Genomic DNA, 15,828 nt, shown 5'->3' on the forward strand with positions numbered 1-15,828 from the left:
CGGCTGGCCACCTGGCGTCGCCGCCGGACGGGCGAGAGGGCGGAGGAATTGACATTTACCGTGTGGGCGGGTGCCGCGACGAGTGCCGCGGCGGCCGCCGCGGCGCCTGCAATGGCTGAAGCTCCTGCTGCTGCTCCTGCCAGTGCTGCTGATCGGCCTGGTGCGCATGATCGTAACCGGTCGGGCGCGGGAGGTCATGGCACGCCAGCAGCGGGCGGTCAGCCTGTACCGCCAGCTCAGCGGCAAGGACCCGCGGGTCGCGGAGGCGGAGGTGCGGCGGATCACGGACCAGCTCAGGGCGATCGACGAGCGGGTCAGACCCCAGGGCGACCGGTCCGGGACGGCAGGCGCGGCCGACCGGGCCGAACTGGAGGCCGCTGCCGGCGCGCTGCTGGCCTACCACCTTCGTAGCCGCCAAACCGACGATGTGCTGCTGGGCGAGACCCAGGCTGCCTGGGTGGAGGTCGAGGCCCTCAGGCAGGAGCAGCAGGAGCGTCTGCTGCTGCAGGTCGGGCGTGGCAAGCAAGCGGTGCGGGCGGAGATCAGTCGCCAGCAGCGTGCCGGACTCCACCGCCAGACGCAGGCGGCGATGGACCGCTACCTTGCGGGCTGGCGTCGCTGGTTTGACTGGCATACCGAGCAGGACGGCTGGCCGGGCCGTGACGACTGACGCAGGGTTGTGGCGAGGAGGGTCGAACCGATGACGTCGGGGTGGTCGCGATCCGGTGGCTGGAAGTCCTTCAACGCGTGGAAACGCTGGTACCTGCAGGAGACGGACCGCGTCGACCCGCCAGGACGGCAAGGTCCGCTACGCCAAACGCCGAGAGACCGTCGAGCCAGTCTTCGGCCAGATCAAAGAGCAGCAGGGCGCCCGCAGGTTCCTGCGGATCGCCTTCGTCGTGGCCGTCCGGAGTGAACTCGACGCCCGGCCGCCCGTCGCGCTTGCTGGATGGCAGTCGAGTCACCGGCCAGGTTTGCCAATCCCGCCTCCGGATAGGTCTTCGGGTGGTACGCGGTCCGCGAACTGCGGGAGAAGAGATGGGGAGAACACAGTGAGGTCCACTTTGGCTGGAACCCCCAGATGTGCCGTCGCGGAGGGCTCACTGCTGCATTGCCCGCATCGAGCGAACGCCGACCGATGAGGGCCTCGGCGCCGACCCTCTGAACCCTCAGAACGATCGAGCGACTGCAAGGAGGCCGAGATGCGCAGGGTGATCGTGCAAGAGTGGATGGCCCTTGACGGGGTCGTGCAGGCGCCCGGCGCCGCCGACGAGGACACGACCGGCGGCTTCGAGCACGGCGGCTGGCACCTGCGCTACTTCGACGACCTCTCGCAGAAGTGGGTGGTCGAGACCTTGACCGGGGCGGGCGGCTTTTTGCTCGGGCGCCGCACCTACGAGGGCTTCGCGGCCCACTGGCCGAACGCGTCCGAGGAGGAGCAGGTCGTCGCCGAACCGCTGAACACCAAGCCCAAGTATGTGGCGTCAAGGACGCTCACCGAGCCGCTCGAGTGGCAGAACTCGACGGTGCTCCGGGGCGACGTCGCCAAGGCCGTGGTCGCGCTGAAGCAGGAGGACGGCGACGATCTGCTGGTAATCGGCAGCAGCGAGTTGGTGCAGACGCTGATCGAGCACGACCTGGTCGACGAGTTCCGGGTGATGATCGACCCGCTCGTGGTGGGCGGCGGCAAGCGCATCTTCCGCGATGATGGTGCGCTCAGGCCGCTGCGGCTCCTCGACAGCAAGGTGACGACTACCGGCGCGATTCTCGCGACCTACGCACCGGCCGAGGCCTGACCTCGCCGGCGTCACCGCGACGACCCCTGCGCTGCGATCGGCACCTGGTGGCAGCGTGGAGGGCGAGGCCCGTCCTCGGAGACCACGTGCCTCGTTGGCAAGCCGCCGGAGGCGGCGCGGCAGCCGGCGTGACCGCTTCCGTGCGAGGGAGAATGGGGTGGTCGACGACCCTGCGGAGCTGACGGATAGGGGCGATGTCCTGTGACGATGGCTGACCGCTGTTCGCCATTGTTGTCCGCTGGCATCGGGTCACTGTGGCCCCAAGGTGGCCCCGGCTGGTTCCGGTCCCGTCCGGTTGCGGACGCCACTTGGCGCCGTGATCCTCCACCCGTGGCCCTCAAGGGAGGCTCACCATGGCCAAGCTGATCTATTCGGCGATCACGTCGCTCGACGGCTACATAGCGGACGAGGACGGCGACTTCGACTGGGCTGCGCCGGACGAGGAGGTGCACACCTTCGTCAACGACCTCGAGCGGCCGGTCGGCACCTACCTCTACGGGCGCCGGATGTACGAGGTAATGGTCGGCTGGGAGACCGCGCATACTGTCGCCGACCAGCCGCCCTTCATGCAGGACTTCGCGGAGATATGGCAGGCGGCCGACAAGATCGTGTACTCCAGGACGCTGGAGACGGTATCCAGCGCCAGGACGCGGATCGAGCGAGACTTCGACCCTGAAGCGGTCCGGCAGATGAAAGCGCAAGCGGGACGTGACATCACCGTGGGCGGTCCCGACCTCGCCGCCCAGGCGATCAAGGCCGGGTTGGTCGACGAGTTCCACCTGTTCTTCGTGCCCATCGTGGTGGGAGGCGGCAACCAGTCCCTCCCCAACAATGTCCGCCTGAAGCTCGAACTGCTGGACGAACGCCGTTTCGGCGACGGCGTGGTTCACCTCCGCTACCGCACCAGGATGTGAGGAGACGGCGACGCTGCCCGGACGTCCAGCTCGCCCTGACACCTGGGCGAGCTGGACGCTTCAGCGACGGGATCACCTGCTGTGAAGGGTGAGGTCCGTTGCCCGGTTCCCGTCGTGTCGCTGCCGGCCGGAGGGCGGCCGAAGGCCGCCCGCAGGCCCGGCCTTGAGGTGGAAGAGAAAGTACTCACAGCCAGCTCAACGACACGGTGTGTTGGCTCGGGTGATGCTTGATAGGTCGGTCTCACCTGCTGGTTTCCACTGTCTCGGCTGAGCTTTGACAGGTCCGGCCTGGCGTTGTCTGCTCGACAGTGGCCCGATGTGCTCGTCAGTGGCGTTCACCGGATCACACGACCGCGCAGGATGATCCGGGAAGGCGCGTCGAGTATCGCCAGGTCTCGGCGGGGATCGTTGGCATAGGCAACCACATCCGCCGGAGCGCCCTCCTCAAGCTCAGGCAGCCCGAGCCACCGCCGGGCAGCCCACGACCCGCCGCCTAGCGCCGCCTCGGCCGACAACTCGTGGTACCAGCGGGCGCGGACCTGCCCGCGGCGAGTCAGCAGCACCACCGCCTCGGCCACCCCCTCGATATCCACGCCCAACGCGGCCCAGTCAATGTCCCGCCACTGGCGCAGCTCCACCGCCAGATCGACCAGGAACACCAGCTCCCGCGGCGTGCGGTCAGGATGGCCGGTGAGCAGGTCGTAGACCGCCCGCCCGTCCGGCTGGCGGACCTTGGGATGCAGCAGCGGGCCGGGCCGACCACCAGCAGACTCCCCGGGCTGGGCAGGGTCGCGGCTAGGGGCTGGTCGACCAGCAGGCCCAGGGAGCAGTCAGCGACTGCGCCGGGGGTCAGCTCCGCGCCGACGCTGTTGGGGCCAAGCCGCCGCACCCGTGGTCGCACGTCCGCCCTTCCTTCTCGGCCGGACTGCCCAAGGCCACCAGCGTATGTGCATCGCCATCAGGCGACCGCAACCAAGGGTCATGCGCCCTTACTGTGATGAGTCGAGCATGATCTGCGCTACTACTTCAGGTCTTTCCCAATGTGGGATGCGACCTGTCACGCCACCGGCACCGCCAAACCACCAGGCGAAGCGCCGAGATCAGCGCTCCGCACGGTAGCGCACCAACTCCTCGGCCAGACCCTCCGCAGCCCGGAACGCCACCGATTGGCCTTTGAACAGCCCCGACCGGGCAAGCGAGCCCACCTGGACCTGCGCTGACGTGACCGTCTCGGCGGCGCCGTCCTTGCCGGGCTGCCGGTAGGCGATCACCGGTGCGTACAGCGGGAACACCAGCCATCCCCCGGTCTCCTCGCAGGTCACCGACTCGACATCGGCCCAACGGATCGTCTTGGTGGTCGGAAACATGCGGCAGACGATGCCCTCCGGCGTCGCGACAAGCCCCATTCGCAGCGCCACCACAGGGCCTGCGAGGCCGAAGACGACCCCCAGAAGTGGATACATGACCCACGGCGACCGCATCGAGTTCCGCGCGCCCCACGGTCAACATCGAGTACCCGATGAGCGCCCAGGGCAGCAGCAAGACGACGATGACGCCGTTCCACAGCCAGGACCGCCAGACGCGCTTGCGACGCCGCACCTGCGAGCCGGGGGTCTCCATGCCCCTAGTATCAGCACCTGGCGTCACGATGGTGCGAGGATGTCCGGATCCTGCCGGAGAACTGCCGGGGTTGGTACCAAGACGACCCGTGCGCGAGACGCTCCCTGCGGGGCCGTCACCGTAACGCCCGAGATTCTGTGGGTGTCAACGCGCTGTTGGGGCGTCCAGGCGCCGGTTGATCTGGGCGGCAACCTCACGCGCCCGCTCCGGGGTCAGCGACGGCGGCAGGCTGCGCAGCAGGCCGGGCAGGCGGCGGGCGGGCACCACGCGCCGGCCACCGGCGGCCAGGGCCAGCAGGCCGCGGACTGGCAGGGGCAGGCCGGGCAGGGCACCGGCCAGCCAGCCCAGCGGCAAGGACGGCGGCCACGCGCAGGGGCAGGGTGCGGGCCCAGGCGGCGTGCTCGCGGTCGCGGCGGCGGCGGTACTGGGCCTCAGCGGAGGCGCCCGGGGTCCCTTCCGGCCGGCGGCGGCGCCGGGCCGGCGCGGTCCTGGGCGCGGGCGGGCTGGCGGGCGCGGGGCCACGCTGGGACGCGGCGGTCGCTGTCGGAGGGCTCGCCGTGCAGGTGGGCCAGGATCGCCGCGACGTCGGCCTGGCCGAGGGGGGTGGACCGACACCCCTGGGGTGTCGTCGTCCTCCCACGGCAGCGGGAACGCCTCCCGGTCGGGGTCGGGGTGGGGGCTGGCCATCGGGGGCTCCTTCGGGGTAGTGGCTAGCCGGCGGCCCGCTCCGGACCCTGCCGGCCTGACCGCGCGTCCCGCTCGTGGGGGCGCGCCGGGCGGTGCTGCTGGTGGGTGGCCTGGTGCTCGCCGGTGGCCTGCTGCTCGCGGGTGGGCTGGTGCTGGCGGGCGCGGTCGGCGACGCGCTGCTTGTGGTGGACCCGCTCGACCGCGGCCCGGGCGCGCTGCCAGTCGGCCCGCTGCGCAGGGTCGTGGGGCTGCGGCCCAAGCGCCTGGTCGGGGTCGGTGATGCCCCAGACCGCGCGGTACTCGGTGACCGCGGCGGCGCCGTGACGCCAGGCCCGCTTGCCCCTGGTTGATGCTGGCACCGGGCCGAGCACGTCTCGCAGGTAGCCGGGGCGGTCGGCGTCGATCGCCTCGTGGGCCACGCCGGTGGCGCGCCGCTGCCACGCCAGCGCCCGGGTGACCTGCCGGTAGGCGGGCCGAGGGGGCGTTGGCGTCCAGCCAGCCGGCGCGCTGCTGCTGCTGCTGGGCGCGCAGCTCCTGCTCACGGTCCACCGCCCGGTTGGCCTGCTGCTCGGCGACCACGATGGCGCCTGCCTGGGCGGCGGTCCGCTCGTCGGCGCCGTGACCACGCCAGCGGAGCATGTTGTGGTGCTGCGGGCTGGCGGGCTGCTTGGCGCGGGCGGCGGCCAGGGCGGCCTCGGCCTGCTCCCGGCGGGCGGTCGCCCGCGCCAGCTCCCTGGCGCGGTCCCGGGGGGCCTGCCCGAGTTCGGCGCGGAGCCGGTTGCGCTCGGCACGCAGCTCCGCGGTAGAGAGCTGGAGCAGGTCGGGGGTGCTCGGCGTGTCGATCGCCAGCGTCTCCCCGCCGGCCCTGCTCAGCGCGCGGGCGAGCTGCTCGCAGCCGTCGCCCGGGTCGGTGTCGGGCAGGTCCAGCTCGGCCGCCTCCACCAGCCCCGCGTGATGGGCCTCAAGGACCGCCCCGCCGACCCGGCTGTCGCCGAGGCCGTAGAGGAGCGACACGCTCTTGGTCGGGCGTAGCACCACGTCGAACGCCGGCACTGCCCGCTTGCCGTGGGCGCGGCCCAGCAGCTCCCCGGTCTGCGGGTGGCGGCCCTCGAAGATCCGCCGGAACCCCTCCACCGACGCCTCGCCGCGCTGGCCCAGCGCGACCGCACCACCGCCATACCACCGGCCCGGGGACTCGCCGTGGCCGACAGGTACTCCTCGTGGCTGCCGGCGATGTCGCGGACGTAGTAGTCCTCCCAGCCCGCCGAGAGCTTCGCCACGTCCGCGACCACCCTGCCGCTCCCTTGCTCGCCTTGCTGGGCGCGAGCGAACGCACCCCTGGTGCATTGCTCTCCTGCTTGAAAATGCAGTGTAGCAAATGAGGGGGTGAGCGGGCGGATATGCGGTGAGGTTCTGACAATGAAGTGGTGAGTTTGAGAGATGTCAAGAGTAGGAAATGGGTTTGCGGTGGGGTGAGTGAGCGAGGCTGACGGGATGAGGGTGCTCAAGATAGTGGAGGCTGCTGAGCCGTGAGCCGTCTACCTGCTGTGATGATACTCACGCTTCGCTCGGTCAGCTCCTCGAGATATGCTGTACTGGCGAGCGTTGACACTTAAGTGTCAACCGCGAGTCCGGTCCAGAGAGGGCGTTGACGACACCCTAACTGTGCGATTCATGCTCGCCGCTGAGCAGCGTTTTCCCTGCATAGCATTGCGCTAATTGGTAGCTGCTTTGCAAGCAGGGGGTCGTGGGTTCAAGCCCCATCATCTCCACCATAGCGTCTGACCTGCACATTCTTAACGCGAGTTTGGACAGCATACGAACACCGAGACCGACTAGCGGTTGAGGGACGCGTCGGATCAGACTAGAATCCTGGTCTATGAAGACTGCTCCGCTCGCAGACGTGAAAGCCCACCTCTCGGCCCTCGTGGACGAGGTGGTTCGGACCCATGAGCAGGTCACGATCACTCGTAATGGTGAGCCGGTCGCGATCGTCCTCGCCCTTGAGGACTATGAGTCGCTGCTCGAGACGCTCTCCCTGCTCGACGACCAAGTGGGCCGCGACCGTCTCGCCGAGGCCGACGCGGCTGTCTCCCGAGGCGAGTTCGCAACCCGTGATGAGATGGCCGAGATCATGGAGGCCCGCCGCAGGCGTGACACCTCCAAGTGACCGTTCCAAAAGCCCTACGACCTGCTCGTGGCACCACCAGCGAAGCGGGCCTTGGCTGAAGGCTTGCCGACCGCCATCGCGTTCGCCGCGTGGGAGTTTGTTGACGGCCCTCTTCGCGAAAACCCGCAGAAGGTCGGCCATTCGCTCCGTGCCCCGTTCGCTGGTTGCTGGTCGGCGCGTCGTGGCACCTATCGGGTCCGGTACCGGATCGATGAGGAGCGCCACACGGTCATCGTTCTCGACATCATCGGCCGTGCGGACGCCTACCGTCCAGGTCGCGCCTGAACGCTCCAGCACTCCCGGTCGTCTCCGGAAGGAGACGGCGCAAGCCTTGCAGCGGCAGGTTTCGCGGTGATCAGCACGCGTGGCCGCCACCAGAAGCTCCGACATGCGACGGGCGCGCGGCGGTCAGCCGTATCGTCGGCCCCTCCACCAGCGGCGTGGTGTTCGTATTGTGGCAACTCAAGATCACCATCGACTCTATCAGGCGTCTGAGCAGCGCTACCGCGGCTGCCGGGGTTCGGGAAATGTTGACGGGGTCGACCGCTTGCTTTGGTGATGGCGCTTGTCGCCATCTGAGTCCGAGGGTGTCGGCTCAGCTCATGTGAGCAACCGCTGGCGTTGTGGTGCGGCCGCTGACAGCCTGCTAGCCCATCGGGGATCGGGCCGGCCAGCCGCGTGCGAGTCTGGGCGACGGTACGGGTGGCGCGCTCGACCGTGGTGTCGAGGCCGTCCACCAGGCACCACAGCCGGTCGTTGGTGCCGGTCCGGTGAGTAGGCGGCGGTGTTGCCGGGCGATGCGGGCCGCGTCGGTCATCGCCTGCTCGGCGAGGCAGGCCGGCTGTCGCCGCCGCGACCGTCGTCACGGACGCAGGCGAGCGAGCTGTCAGGCGAAGGGATGGATGTTGCGTTACGCAGTTCCACCGCGGCCAATATCTGCCCATCTCGCCTATCTGCCCATCTCGCCGGGACACCGACCGAGGAAGACGCCTCCACGTGCAGGCGCCTGGGCCGCCACCACCGCTGGGCCGCGCGGTGGGTGCCGGCGGCGCCGCAACGGCCAATGACACCATAGCTGAGCCGCGATCGTGGCGGCGAGGAGCCCGGACAGGGTACCGGCAGGCAGGCACAAATGCTCACTGACCCGGTAACGGCAGGGCATACCCGAGGTCGCGGAGGCCTTTGCGGAACTGGGCCTCCGCGGTTGTCGGCACGATGAGATGTCGCTCGCCGCACTGCCAGGACAGCTCGCGCAGCCGGCGATCGTTGGCGATCAGGGTCGCCAAGGCAGGGTCTTGGCACTCGATGACGCGGGCCGGACCGAGGTCGCGGAGCTTGCGGGCATTGGCCGCCGCATCCTGGAAGAAGGTGGCGACGGAGGCCGGGAGGTCGGCGTGGCTGCGCGCGGCAAGGAACCGGACGATCTCGTCGTCTGGCCGTCCGGAGGCGATCGCTGCCAGGTACTTGTCGCGCCGCAGCGTCCACACCGCGTCGCCGGCGCGCTCGGCGTAGGTCTCGAGCACGATCGCGTCGGCGACCGGCAGCGACTCGACCGCCACGACCTCGAGGTTGGGCAGCACGCGCAGGGGGGTGGTTGCGGCTGCGGTGGCAGGGTCGGCGTCTGGCCGGTAGCCGCCGCTCAGACCCAGCGTGTAGGCGCCGAGCGCGTTCAGCCGTACGTGGCGCAGGCCGTCGTAGCGGCTGAACGCCTCGAGGTCGTCGCTGCCCCAGTTGTCGTGGTAGTCGTCTCGTGCGCCGACCGGGTCCTGGTAGGCCAGGTCGACCAGACCGAGCGGCGCTGCGTACTCGAACAGCAGGCACAGCACGTAGCGGCCCTGCAGCAGAGTCCAGTCGTGAAAGCCGTCGTAGCCCAGGCTGCCGTACTGGGGGTCGCACAGGTACAGCTTCCACGGGTCGCGGGCCACCTGCGGGTCCCAGTCCTCGGCTTGCATGAACCGAAACAGCGCATCGATGTCGACCCAGCGGCCCGGCGGGCAGGAGGCCAGCGCGCCTGCCACGATCTCCCTTCGTGGCCCGGCGGCGGTCAGCGCCCCGCGGCTGGCCTGGCCCTTGATCTGGTCCACCCGGTTGAACTCGTCCAGCAGCGCATGCTTGAGCCAACGCCGCCACAGGTGGCGAAGGGTCTCGTGCGCCCGTGCCGCCAGGGCCGCACGGCCGCGGCTGGTGAGCTGCAGTCGTGTGCCTGCCAGTTCCGCGAGGCCGCCTGCCTGCAGCAGCAGCGGCCAGGCGAAGGAGGCGATCGGGCCGTGTCCACCGCCGTAGAACTCCCCGTCGGCCAGGGACTCGGCCACCAGCTGCACGGTGGCCGCCGTCGGCCGTTTGGTCCTGTCGCTGCAGCGGAGCCTGCCCGCCTCGCACAGCCTGAGCATGGCCGCCAGGTCCGCCGCGGCCGCCTGCTCGGTCGTCCGGACCTCGAACTCGCCGGTGTCGGGTCCAGGCGCGGGCAGGTCCGGGCTGCTCGGCAGCGATGCGGACGGCGGCTCGGGCGTGAGGGCGAGCAGGCGGCGGCACAGGTCGGTCGGGATCTCGGCGCGCGGGCCGAGGAAGAACAGCCCGAGCCGTGATGCCGAGTCTCGTCCTGGCACGCGGCCGTACTTGGCGCGGAACCTGGCGGGCTGGAGCCTGCCGTCGGGCTCGCGGGCGGCTTCGGCGACCGCCGCCCGCTCCAGCTCGTCCATGGTCTCCAGCTGCGACTTCAGGTTGGTCGGCTCTTGCAGGAAGCGCTCGATCGCGTCCACGAGCTCTGGTTTGCGCTGGAGCTTGGGGTGGCCGATCAGCGCTGCCAGCGCCCGCAACTCGGGGACGGTCCGCCGCGTAAGGGCGTCTTGGACCGTGGCAGGCGGCAGGTCACGAAGTCGCACGAGCGCAGTGCCTCCAGGGGTCGACTTGGTAGGGAGTACCGGGACCAGCGGGTCCTCACCGCGCGGCGCCCACGGCGGTGAGCGCCCGGTTGACCTGGTCCACGTCGAAGCTGTAGGGGTCGAAGTCTGCTCCCTTCTCCAGCCCAGCCACGCCAGCATGTCGTCGTGGTCCTCGTCGGCGGGGTCGGCGAGGACATCGCGGAGGTGCGCATACCCCCACACACCGCCGCAGTCCTCTCACGCGCACCAGGCGGCTCACCTTGGCCCACTCCACGACCGTGGTGGTTCCGTACAGTTCCTCGCTGCTCTTGGTGCGGAACACCCGGTCACCGATCTTCGGGTCGATCTCGTCCCGGTGCCGAGCAACACCACGAGCTCGCAGGCGCCGGCAAGCGTGATCCGCCCCGTCTGGGTGAGCTTGCGCCCAGCCCACCCATCCGGTGAACGCGCGCAGCCACCGGACCGGCTCGGCCTCGGCCGCAGTGGCCGCCAGCCGCTCGTCGGATGGTGTCCGCATCGCATCCTCTCGCCCGGGGGACTGCCCCGCCGCCCCGCGTACGGCCTGCAGCGCGATCCTGACGCACTCTACGACATCTACCGGATGCGAGAGCTCATCCTCTCTGGACGTTCCAGGGTCGGCATCCCCAGCTGAGTGGTACTCGACCTGGCCAGGTAGTCACGCGGGGAGCCGTTACGGGCTCTGCCAGGCCGCCAGGACCTGGTCGATGTCGGGCCGTACATGCTCGCGGGCGTCCGCGCGGTGCACGCCGGCCATCAGCAGCTCGTCGTAGTCGGTGTCCTGGTGCCGCACCGAGGCGACGACGGCGAGCGTGATCGCCTCCTCGTCCAGCGCCCGCCCGGCCGCCGAGCGCCCAATCCGGCCGCTCCCGCGCGTGCCGGCGTGGCGGGAGATCGCATCGGCGCGTTGGGTGGGGCAGCCCGGAAACAGCCGGAGGATCTCCTCGGCCAGCCGAGCCTGGAACGCCAGGTCCTGGTCGGCGCGCCGCTCCCGGTCCCGCTCGCGGCGTCGGCTGCGAGCGCCCTCGTCGGCCAGGCACTGCGCCTCGGCGCACCCCAGGGCCGCCTCCTCCACCAGGATCCCCTGCCGCTCGTACCGCTTGCGGGAGCGGCTGAAGCGGACCACCACGGCCGACAGGCGGCTTGCCTGCTTGGCGCGCCGGCTCAGCGCTGCGTTGCCGGCGGGCAGGAAGACGAGATGGTCCATGATGGGTCACTTCAGGTGATGCGCCGACCGAGCCAAGCCCCGGCACTGCCGAGCAGCCGCCGGGCCGGACGGTCGGCCCGGACAGGCGAAGGGGTGTCCATTGAGCAGCGACGACACGACCATCCGGCCAGCAGCCGAGACGGCGACGGCCGAGGGGGCCGCCGGGGCCGCGACGGCGACGGGCGCGACCGCGGTGGGGGCCGCGGCCACGGGCGCTTCGAGCACCGGGTTCAACGCGCTCATCGCGGTGGCCGCGGGGGCTGCCGCCCTTGGGGCCGTCGCCATCGGCCGGCTGGTGATCGGCCGGGCGGTCATCCGGCAGCTGCGGATCGGCAGCCTCGACATCGACCACCTGCGCGTGCGCCGCCTGGAGGTACTCGAGCCCGACTGAGGGCCAGCCGGCCGCCTCGAAGGTCGTGTCCGTGATCGCGGTCGCGGTCGCGGGAACCGTGCACGTCGATCACGGACACCTCCGCCCAGGCTCAGGCGGGGGCTGTGCGCCCGTCAGGCGGGACTTCCTGCTCGCCTGTGCCACGAGCCGTTGGGCCTCCGCGACTTGTCTCACCACCGTGGCTGGTTCGGTCTCGTGGCCTCGTGAGCGCGACTGATCGCGAGATACATCCGACGTATAGCCCTTGCTCGGGCCTGTTTCCGGGAAGAAAGCCAGCCCAGACAGCGCCAAGGGCCAGCGTCTTCTCAAACGACGAAGCTGCTCGCTGTCGCTAGATAGCCATTGCCCGAGGAGGCGCTACCCTGGTAGACATGCGATGTCTGGAGACGGGTTCGGCATCGATCGGTCATGACATCTCGTCCCCGGGAGGCACACATGGCGGTCACCGACGAAGCCATCGGCAAGATAAAAGGCATGATCGTGTCGGGCGAGCTGCGGCCCGGTGATCGGCTGCCGAAAGAGGCCGACCTGGCCGAGCGGCTCGGCCTGTCCCGCAGCTCGTTGCGGGAGGCGGTCAAGGCCCTGTCGCTCATTCGTGTGCTCGACGTGCGGCAGGGCGACGGCACCTACGTCACCAGCCTCGAGCCGGGGTTGCTCCTTGAAGGCGTCGGTATCGCCGTCGAGCTGCTGCAGGGCGAGACACTCCTGGAGATCACCGAGGTGCGCCGGCTGTTCGAGCCCGTCGCCACGGGGCTGGCCGCCACCAGGATCTCCGCGGACCAGCTCACCGAGGTCAAGGGACACCTCGACGCCATGCGGGAGTCCTCCGGCGACGTCGAGGGCCTGATCCGGTACGACGCGGCCTTCCACCGAGCCGTCATCGCGGCCACCGGCAACCGGACCCTGACAACCCTGCTCGAGCGCATCTCCAGCCAGACCCTGCGCGCCCGCAGCTGGCGCGGACTCGTCGACGCCAACGCCGCGGGCCGCACCCTGGCCGAGCACGAGACGATCTACGCCGCCCTTGCCGCCGGTGACTCGGCCCTGGCCCAGGCCGCGGCGCTCCTGCACGTCGGCAGCACCGAGATGTGGCTACGCCCCCTCTTGACGGGCGGCGAGCCCGGCACCGGCGCCACCGACCTGTCCGACCCGCCAGCCGAACCCATTTCCGGGGAGACCGATGCGGTTCCCGCGGCCAGGGCCTGAGGACCCAGTCGGTGAGGCCACGCCGCTACTCGTGTGGCCGGTACTCGTGTGAAGGGAGACCGATGCCGTTCCCGCGGCCAGGGGCTGAGGGCGCTGAGCGACCCGCGAGGGTCGACGCCCACCAGCACGTCTGGGACCTGAGCGTCCGGGACCAGCCCTGGCTCACCGAGGCGGGGATGGCCCCCATCCACCGCAGCTTCGCCATGGCCGACCTCGTCCCGGCGGCCGCGGTGGCCAGGGTGACGCGCACGATCCTGGTCCAGGTCCTCCCCGATCTGCGGGAGACGACGGAGTTCCTTGCCCTGGCGGCGGACTCGGACCTGATCGGCGGGGTGGTCGGTTGGATGGACCTCACCCGGCCGGACGTCGCCGAGCTGCTGGCGGCGCTGCGTGCGCTGCCAGGTGGCGACCGTCTGGTCGGTGTGCGCCACCTCGTGCAGAGCGAACCGGACCCTGGCTGGCTCGTGCGGGCGGACGTACGCCGCGGGCTGCGCGCCGTGGGTGCTGCGGGACTCTGCTACGACCTGCTCACGCTGCCGCGCCAGCTGCCCGCCGCCGTCGATGCCGCGCGGGCACTGCCCGAGACGACCTTCGTGCTCGACCACCTGTCCAAGCCGCCGATCGCCTCGGGGGCGCTGGAGCCATGGGCGACCCGGATCCGGGAGCTGGCCGCCGAGCCCAACGTCTCCTGCAAGCTCTCCGGCATGGTCACCGAGGCGGACCGGGCGTCCTGGACGGTGGCGGCGCTGCGGCCGTACGCCGACACGGCGGTCGAGGCGTTCGGTCCAGGACGGGTCATGTTCGGCTCCGACTGGCCGGTGTGCCTGCTCGCCGCGTCCTACGCCGAGGTCGTCGCGGCCGCCGACGAGCTGCTGGCCGGCCTGGCACCGGCCGAGCAGGACGAGGTGTTCGGCGGTACCGCCGCCCGGGTGTATCGGCTGGCCGAGAGCGGGGGGCGCTGATGCAGCGTCGTTCGCCTTGCTTTTCTGTCTAGTTCAGGCGGGCTAGTCTTCCCTGGGTCCCGCATGTCCCCGATGCCGGGAGGAAGCCATGCCGCGACGACTGCTCGCCCTGCTGGCCGCCACCGTCCTCGCCTTCACGCTGGCGCCGGCCACCGTCCTGGCCGGGTCGCGCGCCGGCCAGGCCGCCCCCACCGCCGAGAAGCGGCCGACCGCCACCGGCACCGGCGGGGCGATCGCCACCGTCGATCTCGACGCGTCCAAGGCTGGGCTGGGCGTGCTGCGCCGGGGCGGCAACGCGGTCGACGCGGCCGTGGCCGCGGCGGCCATCCTGGGCGTGACCGAGCCCTACTCGGCCGGCATCGGCGGGGGCGGCTACATGGTCGTCTACCTGGCCCGCGAGCGCCGGGTGGTCACCATCGACGGGCGCGAGACCGCGCCGGCCCGCTTCCGGGAGGACAGCTTCGTCGACCCGGCCACCGGCCAGCCGATCCCGTTCGCCGAGCGGGTCACCTCGGGGCTCGGCGTCGGCGTGCCCGGGACCCCGGGCACCTGGCGGGACGCGCTGGCCCGGTACGGGACGATCACCCTGGGCGAGGCGCTCGCCCCCGCCATCCAGGTGGCCGAGCGCGGCTTCGTGGTCGACCAGACCTTCCGCGACCAGACCCTGGCCAACCTCGACCGCTTCCGGGCGGTCACACCGACCCGGGAGCTGTTCCTCACCCCGGGAGGAGACGCGCCCGCGGTCGGGTCCACGTTCCGCAACCCCGACCTGGCCGCCACCTACCGGCTCCTCGCCGCCAAGGGCCTGGCCCCGTTCTACCAGGGCCGGATCGGCCACGCGATCGTGGACACGGTGCAGCACCCGCCAGTCGCGCCCGGCGCCACCCTGAACGTCCGGCCCGGCCTGATGGCCCTGGCCGACCTGGCCGACTACCGCACGATCGCACGCGCGCCGACCCGGGTCGCCTACCGGGGCCGCGAGGTCTACGGCATGGCGCCCTCCTCGAGCGGCGGCACCATCGTGGGCGAGGCGCTCAACATCCTGGAGGGCTTCCCGCTCGGTGCCGAGCCGCGGGCGCTCGCGCTGCACCACTACCTGGAGGCGTCCCGGCTCGCCTTCGCCGACCGCAACCGCTGGATCGGCGACCCCGCCTACGTGCGCGTGCCCCTGCGCGGGCTGCTCGCCCAGGGGTTCGCCGAGGAACGCCGTTGCCTGATCGGCCCGCGCGCGGCGGCTAGCCCGGTCCCGCCCGGCGACCCGTTCCCGCCGTTCGACCGGGACTGCCGCGCGACCGGGACCGGGGCGAGCGGCCAGGCCAGCGGGCCGAGCACCACCCACCTCACGGTTGCCGACCGCTGGGGGAACGTGGTCGCCTACACGCTCACGATCGAGCAGACCGGGGGCAGCGCCCTCACCGTGCCTGGCTATGGCTTCCTGCTCAACAACGAGCTGACCGACTTCAACCCGGTGCCCCTGTTCCCAGGCGTGCCCGACCCCAACCTGCCCGCCCCCGGAAAGCGGCCCCGCAGCTCGATGAGCCCGACGATCGTGCTCGACCACGGCCGGCCCGTGCTGGCGGTCGGCTCCCCGGGAGGGGCCTCGATCATCACCACCGTGCTGCAGATCCTGGTCAACCGGTTCGACTTCGGGATGAGCCTGCCCGAGGCGATCGCCGCGCCCAGGGCGTCCCAGCGCAACGCCGACCCCGGCCAGGCCGAGCCGGCGTTCCTGGCCACCCCCGAGGCGGTCGCGCTCCAGGCCCTCGGCCAGAGGCTCGGCTCCGTCGCCGAGCTCGGGGCGGCCGCCGGGGTCGCCTTCCTGCCCGGCGGCCTGCTCCAGGCCGCGGCGGAGCCGGCCCGCCGCGGGGGCGGCAGCGCCCTGGTCGTCCACCCCCGCTGAGGAGGGGGCGGTCGCGGGAGCAGCCGAGGTCGCGGGTGCGGGGGATGCCCGGCGGGGGGTGCCCGCCGAGGTCGC

At 71.2% G+C, this 15,828-nt stretch carries 15 protein-coding genes and 2 pseudogenes; 11 read left to right on the top strand and 6 right to left on the bottom strand.

Annotated elements, in window-relative coordinates:
• Positions 1–70: 70 nt before the first annotated feature.
• From VG276_30635 to VG276_30650, 4 genes are all read left to right on the top strand, one after another.
• Positions 71–670 (top strand): hypothetical protein, encoded by a 600-nt coding sequence (locus tag VG276_30635; GenBank protein HEV8653639.1) that lies wholly within the window; start codon positions 71–73, stop codon positions 668–670.
• A gap of 55 nt (positions 671–725) precedes the next feature.
• The gene (locus tag VG276_30640) at positions 726–1,142 is read left to right on the top strand and encodes a transposase (protein HEV8653640.1); all 417 of its coding nucleotides are present in this window, start codon (positions 726–728) and stop codon (positions 1,140–1,142) included.
• A 60-nt stretch (positions 1,143–1,202) separates the two neighbouring features.
• Entirely contained in the window at positions 1,203–1,796 is a 594-nt protein-coding gene (locus VG276_30645; protein ID HEV8653641.1) for a dihydrofolate reductase family protein, read from the top strand.
• Between the two features lie 353 nt (positions 1,797–2,149).
• Positions 2,150–2,710, top strand: a complete 561-nt coding sequence (locus VG276_30650) for a dihydrofolate reductase family protein (protein HEV8653642.1) — start codon at positions 2,150–2,152, stop codon at positions 2,708–2,710.
• A gap of 335 nt (positions 2,711–3,045) precedes the next feature.
• On the opposite strand, the pseudogene VG276_30655 reads toward VG276_30650, so the two are convergent.
• The 4 genes and pseudogenes from VG276_30655 to VG276_30670 form a co-directional block, all read right to left on the bottom strand.
• A pseudogene (locus tag VG276_30655) lies at positions 3,046–3,225 on the bottom strand (amidohydrolase).
• Positions 3,226–3,810: 585 nt separating this feature from the next.
• Positions 3,811–4,116 (bottom strand): hypothetical protein, encoded by a 306-nt coding sequence (locus VG276_30660; GenBank protein ID HEV8653643.1) that lies wholly within the window; start codon positions 4,114–4,116, stop codon positions 3,811–3,813.
• Positions 4,117–4,474: 358 nt separating this feature from the next.
• Positions 4,475–4,684 (bottom strand): hypothetical protein, encoded by a 210-nt coding sequence (locus VG276_30665; protein HEV8653644.1) that lies wholly within the window; start codon positions 4,682–4,684, stop codon positions 4,475–4,477.
• 356 nt (positions 4,685–5,040) lie between these two features.
• The gene (locus VG276_30670; GenBank protein ID HEV8653645.1) at positions 5,041–5,559 is read right to left on the bottom strand and encodes a hypothetical protein; all 519 of its coding nucleotides are present in this window, start codon (positions 5,557–5,559) and stop codon (positions 5,041–5,043) included.
• 100 nt (positions 5,560–5,659) lie between these two features.
• Between VG276_30670 and VG276_30675 the strand changes: the two genes are divergently transcribed.
• The 3 genes from VG276_30675 to VG276_30685 all read left to right on the top strand — a co-directional run bounded on the left by VG276_30675 (position 5,660) and on the right by VG276_30685 (position 7,472).
• Positions 5,660–6,049 (top strand): hypothetical protein, encoded by a 390-nt coding sequence (locus VG276_30675; protein HEV8653646.1) that lies wholly within the window; start codon positions 5,660–5,662, stop codon positions 6,047–6,049.
• Positions 6,050–6,896: 847 nt separating this feature from the next.
• Positions 6,897–7,187: a type II toxin-antitoxin system Phd/YefM family antitoxin gene (locus VG276_30680; protein ID HEV8653647.1), complete on the top strand. Its 291-nt coding sequence runs from the start codon at positions 6,897–6,899 to the stop codon at positions 7,185–7,187.
• A 51-nt stretch (positions 7,188–7,238) separates the two neighbouring features.
• A complete protein-coding gene (locus tag VG276_30685) occupies positions 7,239–7,472 on the top strand; it encodes a type II toxin-antitoxin system RelE/ParE family toxin (protein HEV8653648.1) in 234 nt (77 codons plus the stop codon).
• Between the two features lie 851 nt (positions 7,473–8,323).
• On the opposite strand, the gene VG276_30690 is transcribed toward VG276_30685, so the two are convergent.
• Entirely contained in the window at positions 8,324–10,069 is a 1,746-nt protein-coding gene (locus VG276_30690) for a hypothetical protein (protein HEV8653649.1), read from the bottom strand.
• 691 nt (positions 10,070–10,760) lie between these two features.
• Positions 10,761–11,291, bottom strand: a pseudogene (locus VG276_30695) (DUF2293 domain-containing protein).
• A 103-nt stretch (positions 11,292–11,394) separates the two neighbouring features.
• Between VG276_30695 and VG276_30700 the strand changes: the two are divergent.
• The 4 genes from VG276_30700 to ggt all read left to right on the top strand — a co-directional run bounded on the left by VG276_30700 (position 11,395) and on the right by ggt (position 15,753).
• Positions 11,395–11,685: a hypothetical protein gene (locus VG276_30700; protein HEV8653650.1), complete on the top strand. Its 291-nt coding sequence runs from the start codon at positions 11,395–11,397 to the stop codon at positions 11,683–11,685.
• A 435-nt stretch (positions 11,686–12,120) separates the two neighbouring features.
• Entirely contained in the window at positions 12,121–12,891 is a 771-nt protein-coding gene (locus VG276_30705; GenBank protein ID HEV8653651.1) for a FadR/GntR family transcriptional regulator, read from the top strand.
• A gap of 62 nt (positions 12,892–12,953) precedes the next feature.
• Positions 12,954–13,853 carry an amidohydrolase family protein gene (locus tag VG276_30710; protein HEV8653652.1) on the top strand — a complete coding sequence of 300 codons (900 nt, stop codon included), beginning with the start codon at positions 12,954–12,956 and terminating at the stop codon, positions 13,851–13,853.
• Positions 13,854–13,941: 88 nt separating this feature from the next.
• Entirely contained in the window at positions 13,942–15,753 is a 1,812-nt protein-coding gene (gene ggt, locus VG276_30715; protein HEV8653653.1) for a gamma-glutamyltransferase, read from the top strand.
• The last annotated feature ends 75 nt before the right edge of the window (positions 15,754–15,828 follow it).

This window comes from Actinomycetes bacterium (assembly GCA_036000965.1).
Classification (GTDB): Bacteria; Actinomycetota; CALGFH01; order CALGFH01; family CALGFH01; genus DASYUT01.